This is a genomic window from Pseudactinotalea terrae, from assembly GCF_009733845.1.
In the GTDB taxonomy this organism is placed as follows: Bacteria; Actinomycetota; Actinomycetes; order Actinomycetales; family Beutenbergiaceae; genus Pseudactinotalea; species Pseudactinotalea terrae.
Map to the genome: position 1 here is coordinate 1,304,348 of NZ_WNXZ01000001.1, position 15,211 is coordinate 1,319,558.

18 protein-coding genes are annotated in these 15,211 nt (G+C 70.3%); 6 read left to right on the forward strand and 12 right to left on the reverse strand.

Annotation, left to right across the window (positions count from 1 at the left end; all coding sequences use genetic code 11):
• The first annotated feature begins 73 nt into the window (after window positions 1-73).
• Complete coding sequence (locus GPA03_RS06395) at window positions 74-667, forward strand: GNAT family N-acetyltransferase (protein WP_156251078.1); 594 nt, start codon at window positions 74-76, stop codon at window positions 665-667.
• Between the two features lie 52 nt (window positions 668-719).
• Window positions 720-1,277: a YbaK/EbsC family protein gene (locus tag GPA03_RS06400; protein ID WP_156251079.1), complete on the forward strand. Its 558-nt coding sequence runs from the start codon at window positions 720-722 to the stop codon at window positions 1,275-1,277.
• 1 nt (window position 1,278) lies between these two features.
• Here the strand turns inward: GPA03_RS06400 and GPA03_RS06405 are convergent, their stop codons facing one another.
• Together GPA03_RS06405 and GPA03_RS06410 are read right to left on the reverse strand one after the other, a co-directional pair.
• Complete coding sequence (locus GPA03_RS06405) at window positions 1,279-1,890, reverse strand: GyrI-like domain-containing protein (RefSeq protein ID WP_156251080.1); 612 nt, start codon at window positions 1,888-1,890, stop codon at window positions 1,279-1,281.
• Window positions 1,887-2,861: a 5'-3' exonuclease gene (locus GPA03_RS06410; RefSeq protein ID WP_241681096.1), complete on the reverse strand. Its 975-nt coding sequence runs from the start codon at window positions 2,859-2,861 to the stop codon at window positions 1,887-1,889. Before GPA03_RS06410 ends, GPA03_RS06405 begins: the two co-directional genes overlap by 4 nt.
• Window positions 2,862-2,929: 68 nt before the next feature.
• On the opposite strand from GPA03_RS06410, the gene GPA03_RS06415 reads away from it, so the two are divergent.
• Window positions 2,930-3,313 (forward strand): VOC family protein, encoded by a 384-nt coding sequence (locus tag GPA03_RS06415; protein ID WP_156251081.1) that lies wholly within the window; start codon window positions 2,930-2,932, stop codon window positions 3,311-3,313.
• On the opposite strand, the gene GPA03_RS06420 is transcribed toward GPA03_RS06415, so the two are convergent.
• The 6 genes from GPA03_RS06420 to GPA03_RS06445 all read right to left on the reverse strand — a co-directional run bounded on the left by GPA03_RS06420 (window position 3,303) and on the right by GPA03_RS06445 (window position 9,201).
• Window positions 3,303-4,142: a TrmH family RNA methyltransferase gene (locus GPA03_RS06420; RefSeq protein ID WP_156251082.1), complete on the reverse strand. Its 840-nt coding sequence runs from the start codon at window positions 4,140-4,142 to the stop codon at window positions 3,303-3,305. The genes GPA03_RS06415 and GPA03_RS06420 overlap by 11 nt on opposite strands.
• Window positions 4,143-4,172: 30 nt before the next feature.
• Complete coding sequence (locus tag GPA03_RS06425) at window positions 4,173-5,345, reverse strand: glycosyltransferase family 4 protein (RefSeq protein ID WP_156251083.1); 1,173 nt, start codon at window positions 5,343-5,345, stop codon at window positions 4,173-4,175.
• Window positions 5,346-5,428: 83 nt separating this feature from the next.
• The gene (locus GPA03_RS06430) at window positions 5,429-6,625 is read right to left on the reverse strand and encodes a cytochrome P450 (protein ID WP_156251084.1); all 1,197 of its coding nucleotides are present in this window, start codon (window positions 6,623-6,625) and stop codon (window positions 5,429-5,431) included.
• Window positions 6,626-6,658: 33 nt separating this feature from the next.
• Window positions 6,659-7,810, reverse strand: a complete 1,152-nt coding sequence (locus tag GPA03_RS06435; protein WP_156251085.1) for an SPFH domain-containing protein — start codon at window positions 7,808-7,810, stop codon at window positions 6,659-6,661.
• A 53-nt stretch (window positions 7,811-7,863) separates the two neighbouring features.
• Window positions 7,864-8,340 carry an NfeD family protein gene (locus GPA03_RS06440; protein WP_156251086.1) on the reverse strand — a complete coding sequence of 159 codons (477 nt, stop codon included), beginning with the start codon at window positions 8,338-8,340 and terminating at the stop codon, window positions 7,864-7,866.
• Between the two features lie 63 nt (window positions 8,341-8,403).
• A complete protein-coding gene (locus GPA03_RS06445) occupies window positions 8,404-9,201 on the reverse strand; it encodes an ABC transporter ATP-binding protein (RefSeq protein WP_156251087.1) in 798 nt (265 codons plus the stop codon).
• A gap of 42 nt (window positions 9,202-9,243) precedes the next feature.
• Here GPA03_RS06445 and GPA03_RS06450 point away from each other — a divergent pair, with 42 nt between their 5' ends.
• Window positions 9,244-10,002, forward strand: coding sequence for a hypothetical protein (locus GPA03_RS06450; RefSeq protein WP_156251088.1), 759 nt, complete (start codon window positions 9,244-9,246; stop codon window positions 10,000-10,002).
• On the opposite strand, the gene glgA is transcribed toward GPA03_RS06450, so the two are convergent.
• Window positions 9,992-11,194: a glycogen synthase gene (gene glgA / locus GPA03_RS06455; protein ID WP_156251089.1), complete on the reverse strand. Its 1,203-nt coding sequence runs from the start codon at window positions 11,192-11,194 to the stop codon at window positions 9,992-9,994. The genes GPA03_RS06450 and glgA overlap by 11 nt on opposite strands.
• A gap of 58 nt (window positions 11,195-11,252) precedes the next feature.
• Here glgA and glgC point away from each other — a divergent pair, with 58 nt between their 5' ends.
• Together glgC and serB are read left to right on the forward strand one after the other, a co-directional pair.
• Window positions 11,253-12,497, forward strand: coding sequence for a glucose-1-phosphate adenylyltransferase (gene glgC, locus GPA03_RS06460; RefSeq protein ID WP_156251090.1), 1,245 nt, complete (start codon window positions 11,253-11,255; stop codon window positions 12,495-12,497).
• On the forward strand, window positions 12,494-13,132 hold the full coding sequence (serB, locus tag GPA03_RS06465) for a phosphoserine phosphatase SerB (protein WP_241681097.1): 639 nt from the start codon (window positions 12,494-12,496) through the stop codon (window positions 13,130-13,132). Before glgC ends, serB begins: the two co-directional genes overlap by 4 nt.
• 16 nt (window positions 13,133-13,148) lie before the next feature.
• Here serB and GPA03_RS06470 read toward each other — a convergent pair whose 3' ends face one another.
• The 3 genes from GPA03_RS06470 to GPA03_RS06480 are packed head-to-tail and all read right to left on the reverse strand — an operon-like array spanning window position 13,149 to window position 15,205.
• Entirely contained in the window at window positions 13,149-13,664 is a 516-nt protein-coding gene (locus GPA03_RS06470) for a SixA phosphatase family protein (protein ID WP_156251091.1), read from the reverse strand.
• The gene (gene fabI, locus GPA03_RS06475) at window positions 13,664-14,431 is read right to left on the reverse strand and encodes an enoyl-ACP reductase FabI (RefSeq protein ID WP_156251092.1); all 768 of its coding nucleotides are present in this window, start codon (window positions 14,429-14,431) and stop codon (window positions 13,664-13,666) included. Before fabI ends, GPA03_RS06470 begins: the two co-directional genes overlap by 1 nt.
• A gap of 36 nt (window positions 14,432-14,467) precedes the next feature.
• Window positions 14,468-15,205 (reverse strand): beta-ketoacyl-ACP reductase, encoded by a 738-nt coding sequence (locus GPA03_RS06480; protein WP_156251093.1) that lies wholly within the window; start codon window positions 15,203-15,205, stop codon window positions 14,468-14,470.
• Between the last annotated feature and the right edge of the window lie 6 nt (window positions 15,206-15,211).

The following is a 15,211-nucleotide window of genomic DNA, read 5'->3' on the forward strand; positions in this document are numbered from 1 at the left end:
CCGCAGCGACGCGTTCCGACGGCTCGCGGATATCCCCTTCGTCTCACCCGTCCAGGCGTGCCAGGTTGGGGGCATGCCCTTCCAGAGCAACCACGTGCCACCCCCGACAGGCCTGAGCACCGAGGCCTTCTCCCTTCGCCCGATCACGGCTGACGACGCAGAGATCGACCACGCCGCCGTGATGGAGAGCAAGGACTACCTACGCGTCTGGGAGCAGACCGGCTGGCCCGAGGACGGTTTCACGATCGAGGCCAACCGCCAGGACCTCGTCGGCCTCGAGCAGCGGCACTCGGCCGGTACGGCGTTCACCTACACCGTCCTCGACCCCACCGGGGCCACCTGCCTCGGCTGCGTGTACGTCATGCCGCACGACGCCACGTTCCTCGCGAAGGCCGAGATCACCCCGCTCGGACCCGACAGCTGGGAGGACGTCGACGCCGCCGTCTACTTCTGGGTCAGGAGATCGAGTCTCGCCGCCGGCACCGATCGGGCACTCCTCGACGCCCTCCGAACCTGGTTCGCGCAGGAGTGGGAGCTGGCCCGCCACGTGGTCGTGACGCACGAGGAGCTGTCGCAACAGGTCGAGCTGATCGAGAGCAGCGACCTCGAGCAGCGCTTCCACATCGTGGAGCCCGGCAAGCCTGGTCGCTATCTCGCGTACGGGTGAGCCCGAGACACTCGGGTGACCCATCCGCCGTCGTGCCCTACCGTGGCGAGGCATGCGACTCGGAACCCTCGACTGGACGCCCGCGCTCGAGCACCCGGCCCTGCTGGCCGCACCGGTGGACGCAGCGCTGCAGACCGCCGTCGGGAAGGGCGGTGAGCACCAGCAGGCTGCCCGGGCGGTCCAGGTGACCCCCATCGATCCTGACCTCGCCGACACCGCCGCGATGACCGAGGCCTACGACCTCACGCTCGAGATCTCCGGCAACTGCGTGCTGGTCGCCGGCAGCAGAGCCGGCGAGGAGCGGGTCGCGGCCTGCGTGGTGCGCGCCACCACGCGCGCCGATGTCAACACCACCGTGCGGAAGCTGCTGGACGTGCGGAAGGCATCCTTCCTCCCGACGGAGACGGCGGTCGCGGACTCCGGCATGGAGTACGGCGGCATCACCCCGATCGGTCTTCCCGAGCGGTATCGCGTGATGCTCGACGCCACCCTCCTCGAGGCCGAGCACATCATCATCGGCTCCGGGATCCGCGGCTCGAAGCTCGTGCTGCCGGGCAGCGCGTTGACCTTGCTGGCGGACGCCGAGATCGTTGAGGGCCTCGGGCGCTGAGTCAGGTGCGCTCGACAGGCTGCCGCAGGATCGTCCTCAGCTTCTCCGGCGTCGTGCGGCGGACATCGCTGAGGTAGATCTCGTGATGCTTCCCTGACATCCGCAGTCCTCGCTCGGGGATGAAGGTCTCGTGCATCGTCTGCAGCACCGGACCTTCGTCGTCGTACGGACCGATGTGCAGCGTCTGCACACACAGTCCTTCAGCGAGCGTCTCGAGGCGCACGTGCGTCAGGGCCGGCGGATCGGCTGCCGCCGCCTGCGATCTCGCGATCTCGACGTGCTCGTCCTTCAACCAGTCCGGGACCAGGAGCATCGCCGTCCAGTGCCACCGCGACTTGTCGCGAAGCGCGGTGAAGGACGACATGTCATCCGCCCACCACAGCGCCTCCAGGGGTGGGACGACATAGTCGCGATCGAGCTCCCGCTTGCTGAGGAACTTCAGCTTGTACGCGAACGGGTAGAGCGAGGCGAGCGCATCCGCGTACGCGCGGGAGGTGTTCGGGTCGCCGGAGCCGTCGATCATCAGGTACCGCAGCGGCGGCATCTCGACCATCGCGAGCTGACCGTGGCGCGCGGTGTAGCCGGCGATCTCCTTCTTCAGGTCGGTCTTCATGACGTGAAGGCAGCCAGCACCCGCTGCACCGAGCTGTCGAGACCCCATCGGTCCACCAGCTCGACCAGCGACTCGGGTGCACGCGGCAGGGGATGCTCCTCATCGCTGCCCGGCACCACCAGATCGCCCAGCTCGACGCCCAGCTCGAGGTCACGCCGCACGGCTACCACCTCGGGCGCGACATCGAGGTACGCGGCAGCAGCGTTGAGCTTGCTCCGCACGCCCGCGGCCATCGTCACCGCCGGGTCGGCAGCGGCAGCACGGATCCTCGCGAGGTCGCCGTACTCGGAGAGCAGCGAGGCAGCCGTCTTGTCGCCCACCCCCGCGACACCCGGCAGCCCGTCGGAGGCATCGCCGCGCATCGTCGCGAAGTCGGCGTACTGATTCGCGTGGACCCCGTACTTCGAGAGCACGACGGCGTCGGTCACCCTCTCGTGCTTGCCCACCCCCCGTGCGGTGTAGAGCACGCGAACCTGGGCGTCGTCGTCGACGAGCTGGAACAGGTCCCGGTCGCCGGTGACGATGTCCACGGGCATGCCGGCCTCGGTGGCCAGGGTGCCGATGACGTCGTCGGCCTCGGCCTCGTCGGCTCCGACCACGGCGATGCCCAGCGCCTCCAGCACCGCAAGGATCACGGGGATCTGCACCTGCAACGGGTCGGGCACCTCTTCGACGTCGGGGGCATCGCCGGGCACGACCTGCTCGACGCGGTGACCCTTGTACGAGGGCACGAGATCGACCCGCCACTGCGGCCGCCAGTCGTTGTCCCAGCAGCACACGATGTGGGTGGGCCGGTAGTCGCCCGCGAGCCGGGCGATGAAGTCCAGCAGCCCTCGGACGGCGTTGACCGGTGTTCCGTCGGGCGCTGTGATCGAGTCCGGGACCCCGAAGTAGGCGCGGAAGTACAGGCTCGCGGTGTCGAGCAGCAGCAGTCGCGAGTGCCCCGGATCGGGTGGCGTTGTGGTGGTCACGACGCACACGCTAGCCGTGGGCGCGGACAGCAGGGGTGATGTCGGTGCCCTCCCCTACGGTTCCCAGCATGAGCACACAGACCCAGATCACCCTCGGCGCGATCAACATGGAAGCTGATGACCCGGCGAGTCTTGCCGAGTTCTGGTCCGCGGCACTCGGCGGCACCATCGACGCCCAGGACCCGGACTACGCCATCATCTCTGCCCACGAACCCGGCGGCGTTCCGCTGTTCCTGATGCGCCGTTCCGACCCACGGCCCGATCGACAGGGACAGCACATGGACCTCACGGTGCCGTGGGGCACCCGTGAGCAGGAGGTCGCGCGCCTCGTCGGACTGGGCGCGAGCCATCGCTGGGACATCCTCGACGAGGTTCCGTGGGTTCAGTGGTCCACCCTCGCCGACCCGGAGGGCAACCTCTTCTGCGTCGCCGAGCACCCGCCTACGAGCTGATGCACGCCGACTGGACCCGGGTCGCCCAGAACGCCACAGCCGCGGCAGCGGCGACGTTGAGCGAGTCGACCCCACCGGCCATCGGGATCCTGACCACGCGGTCAGCTGCCTCGACAGCACCCCGCGAGAGGCCGTCACCCTCGGTGCCCAGCACCCAGGCGAGGCGTTCGGGCGGATCGGAAGCGACCTCGTCGAGCGTGATCGCACCCTCGGCGAGGGCGAGAGCGGCAACGGTGAAGCCGACCGCCTGGAGCTCGGCCACGCCCCCGGGCCATGGCTCGATACGGGTCCACGGGACCTGGAACACCGTGCCCATCGAGACCCGCACGCTGCGACGGTAGAAGGGGTCGGCGCAACGTGGTGTCACGAGCACCGCGTCGACGCCGAGCGCCGCCGCAGAGCGGAACGCCGCACCCACGTTGGTGTGATCGACGACGTCCTCCAGGATCGCGACCCGCCGCGCCGCGGCCACCACCTGGGACACCGGCGCGAGCGGGGGTCTGTGCATCGCTGCCAGCGCGCCGCGGTGCAGGTGGAAGCCGGTCAGCTTCTCGAGCACGGACTCCTCGGCCACGTAGACGGGGATGTCGCCGCCCGCGCCGGCGCCGGCGCTCTCGAGCAGGTCTGCCATGCTGCCCAGCCACTTCGGCGCCATCAGGAACGAGCGCGGCCGGTGGCCCGCGGCGATCGCTCGCCGGATCACGGTGGAGGACTCAGCGATGTACAGACCCTTGCCGGGCTCGTGCCGGGCGCGCAGGGCGACGTCGGTCAGCCGGGTGTAGTCGGCGACCTGCTCGTCGTCGGGGTCAGCAACTCGCACGATCGGCACGGGTGGTCACCCTAGCCGCTCGTCCTGGGCTCACCGTGTCAGCAGCCGCCGCCGGGGCGCGAGAGTTCCAGCCACGACGTCACCGGCAGCGAACTCGATCGCGTTCCGGTAGTGCACGGTGACCTGCTCGTTCACGGCGTCCCAGGTGCGGTTCTCCGTCGAGACCCGGGCAGCCGCGCCCATCTGCTGCCGCAGCCCAGGGTCGCTGACGAGCTGTCTCACGTGGCGACGCATCGCGTGCAGATCGCCCGGCTTGTACAGGAAACCCGTCACCCCGTGCTCGACCAGGTCGATCGGCCCGCCACGGGCCGGCGCGACCACAGGCACCCCGCTGGCCTTGGCCTCCTGGATCGTCTGGGCGAAGGTGTCCATCTCGCCCGTGTGCACGAACACGTCGAGGCTGGCGAGCAGCCTGGTCAGGTCCTCGCCGCTCTGGTGCCCCGTGAAGGTGGCCTTGTTCAGCACCTTCTCGATCCGCTCGCGCCGTGGTCCGTCGCCGACGACGATCAGCCGCACACCCTTGAGCGACTGCAACCCCGCCAGGTCTTCCACCTGCTTCTCGCGCGCCAACCGGCCCACGTAGCCCACCAGCACCTCGTCGGGGCCGGCCACCGTCATCCGGAGCGCCTCGTCGCGGTTGGCCGGTGAGAACGTGTCCCGGTCCACACCGTGCGGCCACACCGCCACCCGGTGCACGCCCCGATCGATCAGCTGCTGGCACGCGTACGTGCTGGGCGCGAGCGAGAGGGTCGCGCGTCTGTGGATGTCGGTCACGCGTTTCCACAGCAACGGTTCGATGTGCTTGACCTTGTAGCGGCGCGCGTAGGTGGGCGCCTCGGTCTGGTAGACGGCCACGCTCGGCAGCCCGAGCGTCTGGGACGCTCCGATCGCCTGCCACCCGAGCACGAACGGCGCGGCCAGGTGCACCACGTCGGGAGAGAAGTAGCGAAGATGCTCCTCCAGGGTCCGCACCCGCGGCGTCGACAGCCGCATCTCGGCGTATCCCGGCAGCGGCACCGCCTTGAACCTGCGCACCTCGGCGCCCGCGTACGAGTTGACAGCGTCCTTGCCCCGACCGGGGGTCGGGGCGATCACCAGCACCTCGTCACCGCGCTCGGCGAGGTAGTCGAGAAGCCGCATCACGGTGACGGTGACACCGTTCGCCTGCGGGAGGAACGACTCTGCGACAACGGCGATCCGCACGCCCTCACTCTAGCCCGGGCGGGTTCGCGCCGGTGGGAGCCGCACCGTCGGGCGACCGGCGACGACGCCAGGACCGGGTACGGCTACCAGCCGACGACGAGGGAACCGGCCTCGTAGGTGGCCACCGGGTGCGCGAGCGGCTGCGGCGTCAGCTGCTCGGCCTCGACCAGCCGGAGCGTGGGCAGGCCGGTGATCAGCCGCCGTAGCGCCACCGCGAGCTCGACCCGGGCCACCTGCTGCCCGACGCACATGTGCGCGCCGTCGCCGAACGCCAGGTGACCCTGAGCGTCCCGGTGGACGTCCAGTCGGTCCGCGCTGCTTCCCCACCGGCGTTCGTCACGGTTCGCGGAGACCGCGCTCACCGAGACGGTCGTCCCCGCCGGGATGATGCGATCACCGAGCTCGACCTCGTCGAGCGCGGTCCGCGGGAACACCGTGAGGAACATCGTCCCGTACCGGACGATCTCCTCGATCGCGGCCGGGATGCGGTCGGGATCGGCGGCCAGCGCCTCGAGCTGGCTGCGGTCGCTGAGCAGCGCCACCATCGCCGTCACGATGAAGTAGGCCACGGTGTCGCGACCGGACATGCTGAGCGTGTGCATCATCCCGAGCACCTCGGCAGCACTCAGGTCGCTCGCGAGAAGATCGGTGATCACGTCCTCGCCCGGATGCTCGCGCCGGTGGGCGATGGCCTCGCGCAGCAGATCGTGCTGCACCTGCAGCGGTGCGCCGCGCACGTACACGTCGGTGAACCTCTCGACCAGGTGCTCGGGTATCCCGAGCACGAAGGCGTGCACCTGCGCCGAGATGGGCTCCGCGTACACCCGGGTGAGGTTCGCCGGCGAGCCGCTCTCCAGCAGCCCGCCGAACGCCGCCTCCACGATCTCCTCGACACGCTCGATGTATGAGCGCGCCGAACGCGCCGAGAAGCGCTTCGTGATCGCGCGCCGCAGCCGGAGGTGCGCCGCGCCGTCGCACCCGAGGATGTTCGAGAGCCGAGCCGCCTCGGCGATCTCCTCGTCCACCTCGCCGGGCGGCACCCGCTCCACCAGAGCCGCGTGGCTGTCAGGCATCCGCTGGGGCTGCTGGCTGAACCGCGGGTCGGAGAGGACCGCGCGGGCCTCCTCGTAGCGGGTGATCAGCAGGCCCTCGTGCCCGTCCCTATACCTCAGCGGCACCGCTGGGCCCTGCGCCCGCCAGCGAGCGAGCTCCGGCGACGGCCGCACGGGCGTGCCGTCGGCAGGGATGCTCACCGGCGCGTGGAGAGGACACTCGCTCACGAGAACTCCCTCACGCCCCGGTGCGCCCCAGGACTACTGCTGCCAGGGCTGCTGCGGCGGGATCGCCGACGGCGGCTCGTCGTTCGGCGTCTGTCCCGCCTCAGCGGCACGGGAGAACGGCATGCCTGACGCATCGCCTGCGCTGCCGGCCTCGGCCTGGGCCTCGTCGACCTGGGTGCGCGCCTCGCGGAGCGCCTCCGAGGGGTCCTGCAGCGAGGTCTCTGGCAGGTCGATGTCGAGTCCCTCGACATCCTCCGCCGTCGACTCGCGCTCGCCCGAGCCCGGCGAGAATGCGGGCGGCGGGGTCTGGCCTCCGAACGCTCCCGCGATCGAGCCGAGCGCCGCCGTGAACTCGGTGGGGATGACCCACAGCTTCGAGGCGGAGCCGTTCGCGATCTGCGGCAGCATCTGCAGGTACTGGTAGGCGAGCAGCTTGGGGTCCGCGTCGCCGCGGTGGATCGCGTCGAACACCTGCAGGATGGCGCGGGACTCACCCTGCGCCCGCAGGATCGCGGCCTGCGCCTGACCCTCGGCACGGAGGATCGAGGACTGCTTCTCACCCTCGGCGGTGAGGATCTGGGACTGCTTGACGCCCTCCGCCGTGAGGATCGCCGCACGACGGTCACGCTCGGCACGCATCTGCTGCTCCATGGAGCCCTGCACGCTCGCCGGCGGGTCGATCGCCTTCAGCTCGACGCGGTTGACGCGGATACCCCAGCGCCCGGTCGCCTCGTCGAGAACGCCGCGGAGCTGGCCGTTGATCTGGTCACGGCTGGTGAGCGTCTGCTCGAGGTCCATCGAACCGATGACGTTACGCAGCGTCGTCACCGTCAGCTGCTCGATACCGGTGATGTAGTTGGCGATCTCGTAGGTCGCGGCCTTCGGGTCGGTGACCTGGAAGTAGATGACCGTGTCGATGCTCACCACGAGGTTGTCTGAGGTGATCACCGGCTGCGGGGCGAAGGAGACGACCTGCTCACGGAGGTCCACGCCGGCACGGACCCGGTCGATGAACGGGATCAGGAAGTGGAGGCCCGCGTAGAGCGTGGTCTGGTACCGCCCCAGCCGCTCGACGATCAGCGCCACTGCCTGCGGCACGATCCGCACCGCGCGCCTGATGGCGACGACGGCGAAGATCGCCACCAGGATGAGGACAAGCAGCCCCACCACTTGAGTTCCGTCCACGACTGCTCTCCCTGCTGTTCGCTACGTTTGCGGTTGTTCGTGCGGCTCTGCGGTCAGTAACCGGGGCCGGGCTGGCCGTACGGCTGGTGCGGCTGGTCCTGCACCTGCGGGGCGACGACGGCGGTTGCTCCGTCGATGTGCGTCACCACGACCGTGGTGCCCGCCGCCAGCATCTGACCGGGTGCTGCTGTGCGGGCGGACCACACCTCGCCCTCGAGCTTGACGCGGCCCGAACGCTCGGTGACATCGGTGATCACGGTGGCCGTGCGGCCCACGTGCGCGCGCACGTTCGTGACCGCCTCTGGGGTGCTCTTGCGCAGCTTGTCGACCGCCATCGGTCGCACCAGCACGAGCAACAGCACCGCAACCACCACGGCCACCATGATCTGGACCCAGAAGGGCGCGCCCAACGCTCCGGCCAGACCACCGGCCGCCGCACCGCCGGCCAGCATGAGGAACGTCAGGTCCACGGTCAACAGCTCGATGACCCCGAGCACCAGCGCGAGGCCGAACCACCACAACCAGCCCATGAGTTCCTCCTGTTGTCACGACCCAGGCACCCAGTCTAATGGTCGAACCTAGGTAAAGAAGGACTAAAGCCGACGGTGCGTCATCGCACGAGCCGAGAACCGCCCGTCATGGCGGGACACCAGGAGGTCGAGTCCGAAGGTCGCGGACAGGTTCTGCGGGGTCATCACCCGATCCAGCTCGCCGGCCGCGACCACACCGCCGTCACGCATGAGCAGCGCGTCGGTGAAGCCCGGCGGCACCTCCTCCACGTGGTGGGTGATCAGCACCAGCACCGGGGCGAGCGGGTAGTTCGCGAGCTCGGACAGCGCGGCCACGAGCTCCTCGCGGCCGCCGAGGTCCAACCCGGCCGCCGGCTCGTCGAGGATCAGCAGCTCCGGGTCCGTCATCAGCGCCCGAGCGATCTGCACCCGCTTGCGCTCCCCCTCGGACAACGTGCCGAAGTAGCGGTCGGCGAACCGCTCGACCCCGAACGCGGCGAGCAGGTCGCGGGCGCGCGAGACATCCATCGGGTCGTAGGACTCGCGCCATCGCCCGGTGACGCCGTAGGAGGCTGTGAGCACGACGTCGAGCACCACCTCGCCACCGGGGATCCGGTCGGCGAGCGCCGCGCTCGCGAGCCCGATCCGGGGCCGGAGCTCGAACACGTCGACCTTGCCCATCCGCTCGCCCAGGATGTCGGCGGTGCCGGAGGTCGGGTGCATCCGCGCGGACGCGATCTGCATGAGGGTGGTCTTGCCTGCGCCGTTCGCGCCGAGCACCACCCACCGATCGCCCTCGTCGACAGACCAGGAGACCTTGTCGAGAATCGTCGTCTTGCCCCGACGAACGGTTACCTCGGACAAGTCCAGAACGTCTCCCATGGACATCAAAACTAGCTGGTTCGGCGACTACCGTGGGACCCCGTGAGCGTGTCCCTGCCTCGGAGTGTCGTGACGGCCCTGTGGGTCGGCTGCGCAGATGACGCCGAGTCCTGGCTGCCCTTCGCCGTCGAGGCCATCACCGGCACCGACGAGCCGCACCGCACCGAGGACGAGGCGCCGCTGGCCTCCCTGCTCGACAAGCTCTCGCTGCACCGCCGGGCCGGGGGCACGACCTTCAGCGCACTTCCGGTCCCGCACGAGCCGGTGGGTCTCACCGGCCCCGTGGGCGTCGCCGCGATGGATGCCGGCGAGTGCGTGGTGGTCGACGGCGGACCGGGCGTGGGTGCGCTCGTCGCCGTCCCCGATGTGGTCGCCTTCGGGTCCGCCCTGGAGCCGGGTGCCATGGTGCGCTGGCAGCTGCACAGCGCCCAGGCGTCGATCGTGCCGGTCTCGCTCGGCGAGGCCCGGCGCATGCTGGCGGAGGCCCTGGTCATCGCCGTCGACGCCCTCGAGGCGATGGACGTGGCACGGTGGCGCGCCGACGCCGCCGAGGAGATCGCTCAGCTGGCATCCTCACGGGTCCCGCCGGAGGTCGCCGACCAGCTACCGCCCGGGCTGGACCCCCGCCGCAGCGATCTGCTCGTGCGCGCCGCCCGCCTCGAGGCGATCGCCGAGCTCGCCATGGCCGACGACGGCGCCGCCGTCACCCTCTTCGCCGCCGACCAGCGCCAAGCCGCGCTGCGCCACGTCGCCGGCGCAGCCCGCCACGCGATGTCCGCCGCGAGCACATTCATCCACTGAGCACGCCGCGGTAGACCTCGAGCGTGCGCTCGGCGATCGACTCCCACGAGAAGTGGTCCGCGGCGCGACGGCGGCCTGCCGCGCCGAGCCGGGCCGCGCGCTCCGGGTCGGAGACCATCTCGGTGAGCGCGGCGGCGAGGTCGGCCACGTAGCGGTCGGGGTCCACCGGGGTACCGGTGCCGTCGGTGGCCTGCTCGATCGGCACCAGGGTTCCCGTGACGCCGTCGTCGACGACCTCGGGGATCCCGCCGGTCGCCGATGCCACCACGGGCAGCCCCACCGCCATCGCCTCGAGGTTCACGATGCCGAGAGGCTCGTACACGCTCGGGCACACGAACGCCGTCGAGGCGGCGAGCAGCGCGGTGAGCTGCTCGCGCGGCAGCATCTCCTCGATCCAGATGACCCCGGTGCGGTGCTCGCGCAACCCGAGGAACGCCGTCGACACCTCATCGGCGAGCTCGGGGGTGTCAGGGGCACCAGCGCACATGATCAGCTGCGCCTCGGGCGGAAGCTCCCGCGCCGCGCGCAACAGATAGGGCAGACCCTTCTGACGCGTGATCCGGCCCACGAAGATCACGGCAGGGCGGCTGCGGTCCAGGCCGAAGCGCTGCGCGACCTGATCGATCACCTCCTCGCTCGGTCGCTGCCAGCCGTCGAGGTCGATGCCGTTGTGCACCACGACGACGTTCTCCGCCGCCAGGCTCGGGTAGGACCGCAGGATGTCCTCGCGCATACCGGCGCTGACCGCGATCACCCGCGCCGCTCCCTCGTAGGCGGTCCTCTCGGCCCACGACGAGAGCGCGTAGCCACCGCCGAGCTGCTCGGCCTTCCACGGGCGCAGCGGCTCGAGACTGTGCGCGGTGACGATGTGCGGCACGTCGTTGAGCAGACCGCCGAGGTGGCCGGCCATGTTGGCGTACCAGGTGTGCGAGTGGAGCACGTCGGCGCCGTCGACGTCAGCGGCGATCTCCAGGTCGACGCCGAGCGTGCGCAACGCCGCGTTCGCACCCGAGAGACCGGCCGGCTCGGCGTACCCGGTCACACCGTCCTCGGCGCCCTCACGCGGCCCGTCGAAGCAGCGCACCCGCACGTCGGCGTGCGCACGCAGGACGCGCGCCAGCTCGGTGACGTGCACCCCGGCGCCTCCGTACACGTGCGGCGGGTACTCACGGGTCAGCAGGTCGACACGCATGCGCATTCCTTCATCGTTCGGTGGCTCCAGGCCCTCTCTGCAGCCTAGGCTGACCGATATGGCAGCACCACGGGTTCTGGCGATCGTGCTCGCGGGCGGCGAGGGGAAGCGGCTGATGCCGCTCACACGGGATCGGGCCAAGCCCGCCGTGCCGTTCGGGGGCATCTACAGGTTGGTCGACTTCGCGCTCTCGAACGTCGTCAACTCCGGATACCTGCGAGTGGTGGTGCTCACGCAGTACAAGTCGCACTCGATGGACCGCCACATCGCCAAGACGTGGCAGATGTCGCGCATGCTCGGCAACTACGTGGCACCGGTTCCCGCGCAGCAGCGCGTGGGCAAGAACTGGTTCCTCGGTTCAGCCGACGCGATCTACCAGTCCCTCAACCTGCTCGACGACGAGCGACCCGACATCGTCGTGGTCGTCGGTGCCGATCACGTGTACCGCATGGACTTCTCGCAGATGGTCGACGCGCACATCGACTCCGGCGCTGACCTCACGGTGGCGGGCATCCGGCAGCCGATCTCCCTCGCGGACCAGTTCGGCGTGATCGCCGCGAACCCCGACGACCCGACCCGCATCGCCGCGTTCCTCGAGAAGCCCGAGAACCCGCAGGGCCTCGAGGACTCCCCCGAGGAGGTTCTCGCATCGATGGGCAACTACGTGATGAGCGCCGACGCGATGCTCGACGCCGTCACCCAGGACGCCAAGAACACCGAGTCCAAGCACGACATGGGCGGCGACATCGTGCCGTTCTTCGTGGACAAGGGCCAGGCCGGGCTCTACGACTTCATCCACAACGACGTGCAGGGCTCCACGGACCGCGACCGCGACTACTGGCGCGACGTGGGGACGCTGGACTCCTACTACGACGCCAACATGGACCTCATCGCCGTGGAGCCGGTGTTCAACCTGTACAACGAGCGTTGGCCCGTGCACACCGGTTACACCGGCCTGCCGCCGGCGAAGTTCGTGCACGCCGTCGGCGATCGCGTGGGCCGCGCCACCGACTCGATCATCTCTCCCGGCGTGGTGGTCTCCGGCGGTGACGTGCGCGGTTCGGTGCTGTCGCCCGACGTCCGCGTGAACTCCTGGGCCGACGTGGAGGACTCGGTCCTGATGGACGGCGTGATCGTGCACCGCCACGCGCAGATCCGCCGGGCGATCGTCGACAAGAACACGGTCGTCGAGGAGGGCGCGAGCGTGGGCACCGACCCCGAGCTCGACCGCTCCCGCGGCTTCACGGTCACCGACACCGGCATCACGGTGGTCCCCAAGAACGCAAGGATCACCAAGGCGTGAGCTCAGCAGCACGTCGACGACTCCTCGTGATGGACGTCGACTCCACCTTCATCACGTCCGAGCAGATCGATCTCCTCGCCTCCTACGCGGGCAGCCAGGAGAAGGTCGCCGTGATCACCGAGCGCGCCATGCAGGGCGAGCTCGACTTCGAGGCCTCGCTCCGTGAACGCGTCGCCACGCTGGCCGGGCTCCCCGTGGAGACGATCGACGCCGTCCGCGCCCAGATCTCGTTCACGCCGGGCGCCGCCGAGCTCGTGGCGCACTTCGCCGAGCGCGACTGGCCGGTCGGGCTGGTCTCAGGGGGCTTCCACGAGATCATCGACCCGCTGGTCGCCGATCTGCCCCTCGCCCGGGTGCAGGCGAACCGCTTGGAGGCTGCCGACGGCGAGCTGACGGGTCGCGTCGATGGTGCCATCGTGGGCAGGGCCACCAAGGCGAGGTTCCTCGCCGAGCTGGCCGCCGCCGTCGGGATCCCGCTCGAGGACACGATCGCGATCGGCGACGGCGCGAACGACCTCGACATGATCGCCCTCGCCGGGCTCGGCGTCGCCTTCGCGGCGAAGCCCGTGGTGGCAGCCGCCGCCGATCTCGCCCTGCCCGGACCCCGCCTCGACGAGGTCCTCGCGCACCTGTGAGCTGGGCGCTGCGCGCTCAGCGGTGCGGCGAGGTGAGGACGGCGGTGAGGACGGCGCTCCCCCGCGCGAGGTCCGACCAGGGTGCGTCGGTGTGCAGCAGCGACAGGGACGCCGTCGGCACGCCGATCCGCACCAGCGCGAGCGCACCGGGCTCGGACCCGGCACCGGCGAGGTGGTGCGCGGTCTCGGACACCGTGGGCTCGTGGCCGACGACGAGGACCTCGGTCACGTCCCCGGGGACCTGGGTGAGCACGTCGACGGCGTCGCTCACGTCAGCGCTGTACAGCACGTCGAGAAAGCGGACTGGGCTCGACTCCCCCAGCCCCGCCGCCACCAGCTCCCAGGTCTGCCGGGTGCGGGTCGCCGTCGAGCACAGCACGAGCTGCGGCACCCGACCGTGCTCGAGAAGGTGCTCGGCCACCTGAGCGCACTGCGCACGGCCCTCGCGCGTGAGCTCGCGACCGTGGTCGGGGGTGTCTCGCGCACCGGCCTTCGCGTGCCGCAGCAGCGAGATCCGGCGGGCGCCTGGCACTACTGCCCCATCGCGTGCACGCCGCCGTCGACGTGCACGACCTCGCCGGTCGTGGCCGGGAACCAGTCGCTCAGCAGCGCGACCACGGCGCGGGCGCTCGGCTCCGGGTCGTTCACGTCCCAGCCGAGCGGCGCACGCTCCGACCAGACGCTCTCCATCGTCTCGAAGCCGGGAATCGACTTGGCCGCGGTGGAGCGGACCGGGCCCGCAGAGACGAGGTTGCAGCGGATGCCGTCGGGGCCGAGGTCCCGGGCCAGGTAGCGGCTCGTGGCCTCGAACGCGGCCTTCGCGACACCCATCCAGTCGTAGACCGGCCAGGCGTAGCGTGCGTCGAACGTGAGGCCCACGACCGAGGATCCCGAGGTCATCAGCGGCTTGGCGGCGACCGCGAGCGCCTTCAGCGAGTAGGCGGAGGTCTGCAGCGCGACCGCGACGTCCTCCCACTCGCCGGCGAGGAAGTTGCCGCCCATGACGCTCTGCGGCGCGTACCCGATCGAGTGGACCACGCCGTCGAGACCGTCGACGTGCTCCTTCACACGGTCGGCGAGGGCGTCGAGATCCTCCGCGGAGTTGACGTCCAGGTGCACCACCGGCGCCTCGACCGGCAGCCGTCGGGAGATCACCTGGGTGAGGCGGTACGCCTTGCCGAAGCTGGTGAGCACCACGGTGGCACCCTGCTGCTGCGCGAGCTTCGCGACGTGGAACGCGAACGAGCTCTCCACGAGCACGCCGGTGACGAGGATGCGCTTGCCTTCGAGCAGGCCCACTCGGGTCTCCTTCTTGTTGGTGTGTGAGGTCGGGTCTCAGTGACCCATGCCGAGGCCGCCGTCGACAGGGATGACGGCGCCGCTGATGTAGGACGCCGAGTCGGACGCCACGAACTCGACGGCGGCCGCCACCTCCTCGGGCTGAGCGAAGCGGCCGGCGGGGATCGCTGCCTTGTACTTGTCCTGCGTGGCCTCGGGCAGGGCGGCGGTCATCGCCGTGTCGATGTACCCGGGCGCGACCACGTTGCAGGTGATGCCCCGGCTGCCGAGCTCACGGGTGACCGAGCGGGCCATCCCGACCAGGGCGGACTTGGACGCCGCGTAGTTGACCTGGCCGGGCGACCCGTACAGGCCCACGACCGAGGAGATGAGCACGATCCGACCGTAGCGCGCGCGGACCATGCCCTTGGTGACCCGGCGTACGCACCGGAACGTGCCCGTGAGGTTGACGTCGAGGACCTCGGCGAAGTCGTCGTCGGACATGCGCATCAGCAACGTGTCCTTGGTGATGCCGGCGTTCGCGACGAGCACCTGCACCGGCCCGAGCTCGGCCTCGATCGCCGTGAAGGCGGCGTCGACAGCCTCGCTGTCACGCATGTCCGCGACGGCGCCGAACACTCCCTCGGGGAGGTCGCCGCTGCGGTAGACGGTCGCGACCTTGTCCCCGGCCGCCACGAACCGCTCGGCGATCGCGCGACCGATCCCACGGTTCGCACCCGTGACGACGACGACCCTCGGCTCGTGCGTGCTGCCTGCTGCCTCGTGGTCTGTCACGTTTGC

Bases quoted from the DNA above. Each gene is read 5' to 3' on its own strand.
- GPA03_RS06415 (WP_156251081.1), top strand. From the start codon at position 2,930: ATGAGCACACAGACCCAGATCACCCTCGGCGCGATCAACATGGAAGCT.
- GPA03_RS06445 (WP_156251087.1), bottom strand. From the start codon at position 9,201: ATGGGAGACGTTCTGGACTTGTCCGAGGTAACCGTTCGTCGGGGCAAG.
- GPA03_RS06395 (WP_156251078.1), top strand. From the start codon at position 74: ATGCCCTTCCAGAGCAACCACGTGCCACCCCCGACAGGCCTGAGCACC.
- GPA03_RS06440 (WP_156251086.1), bottom strand. From the start codon at position 8,340: ATGGGCTGGTTGTGGTGGTTCGGCCTCGCGCTGGTGCTCGGGGTCATC.
- glgC (WP_156251090.1), top strand. From the start codon at position 11,253: ATGGCAGCACCACGGGTTCTGGCGATCGTGCTCGCGGGCGGCGAGGGG.
- glgA (WP_156251089.1), bottom strand. From the start codon at position 11,194: ATGCGTGTCGACCTGCTGACCCGTGAGTACCCGCCGCACGTGTACGGA.
- GPA03_RS06405 (WP_156251080.1), bottom strand. From the start codon at position 1,890: ATGAAGACCGACCTGAAGAAGGAGATCGCCGGCTACACCGCGCGCCAC.
- GPA03_RS06400 (WP_156251079.1), top strand. From the start codon at position 720: ATGCGACTCGGAACCCTCGACTGGACGCCCGCGCTCGAGCACCCGGCC.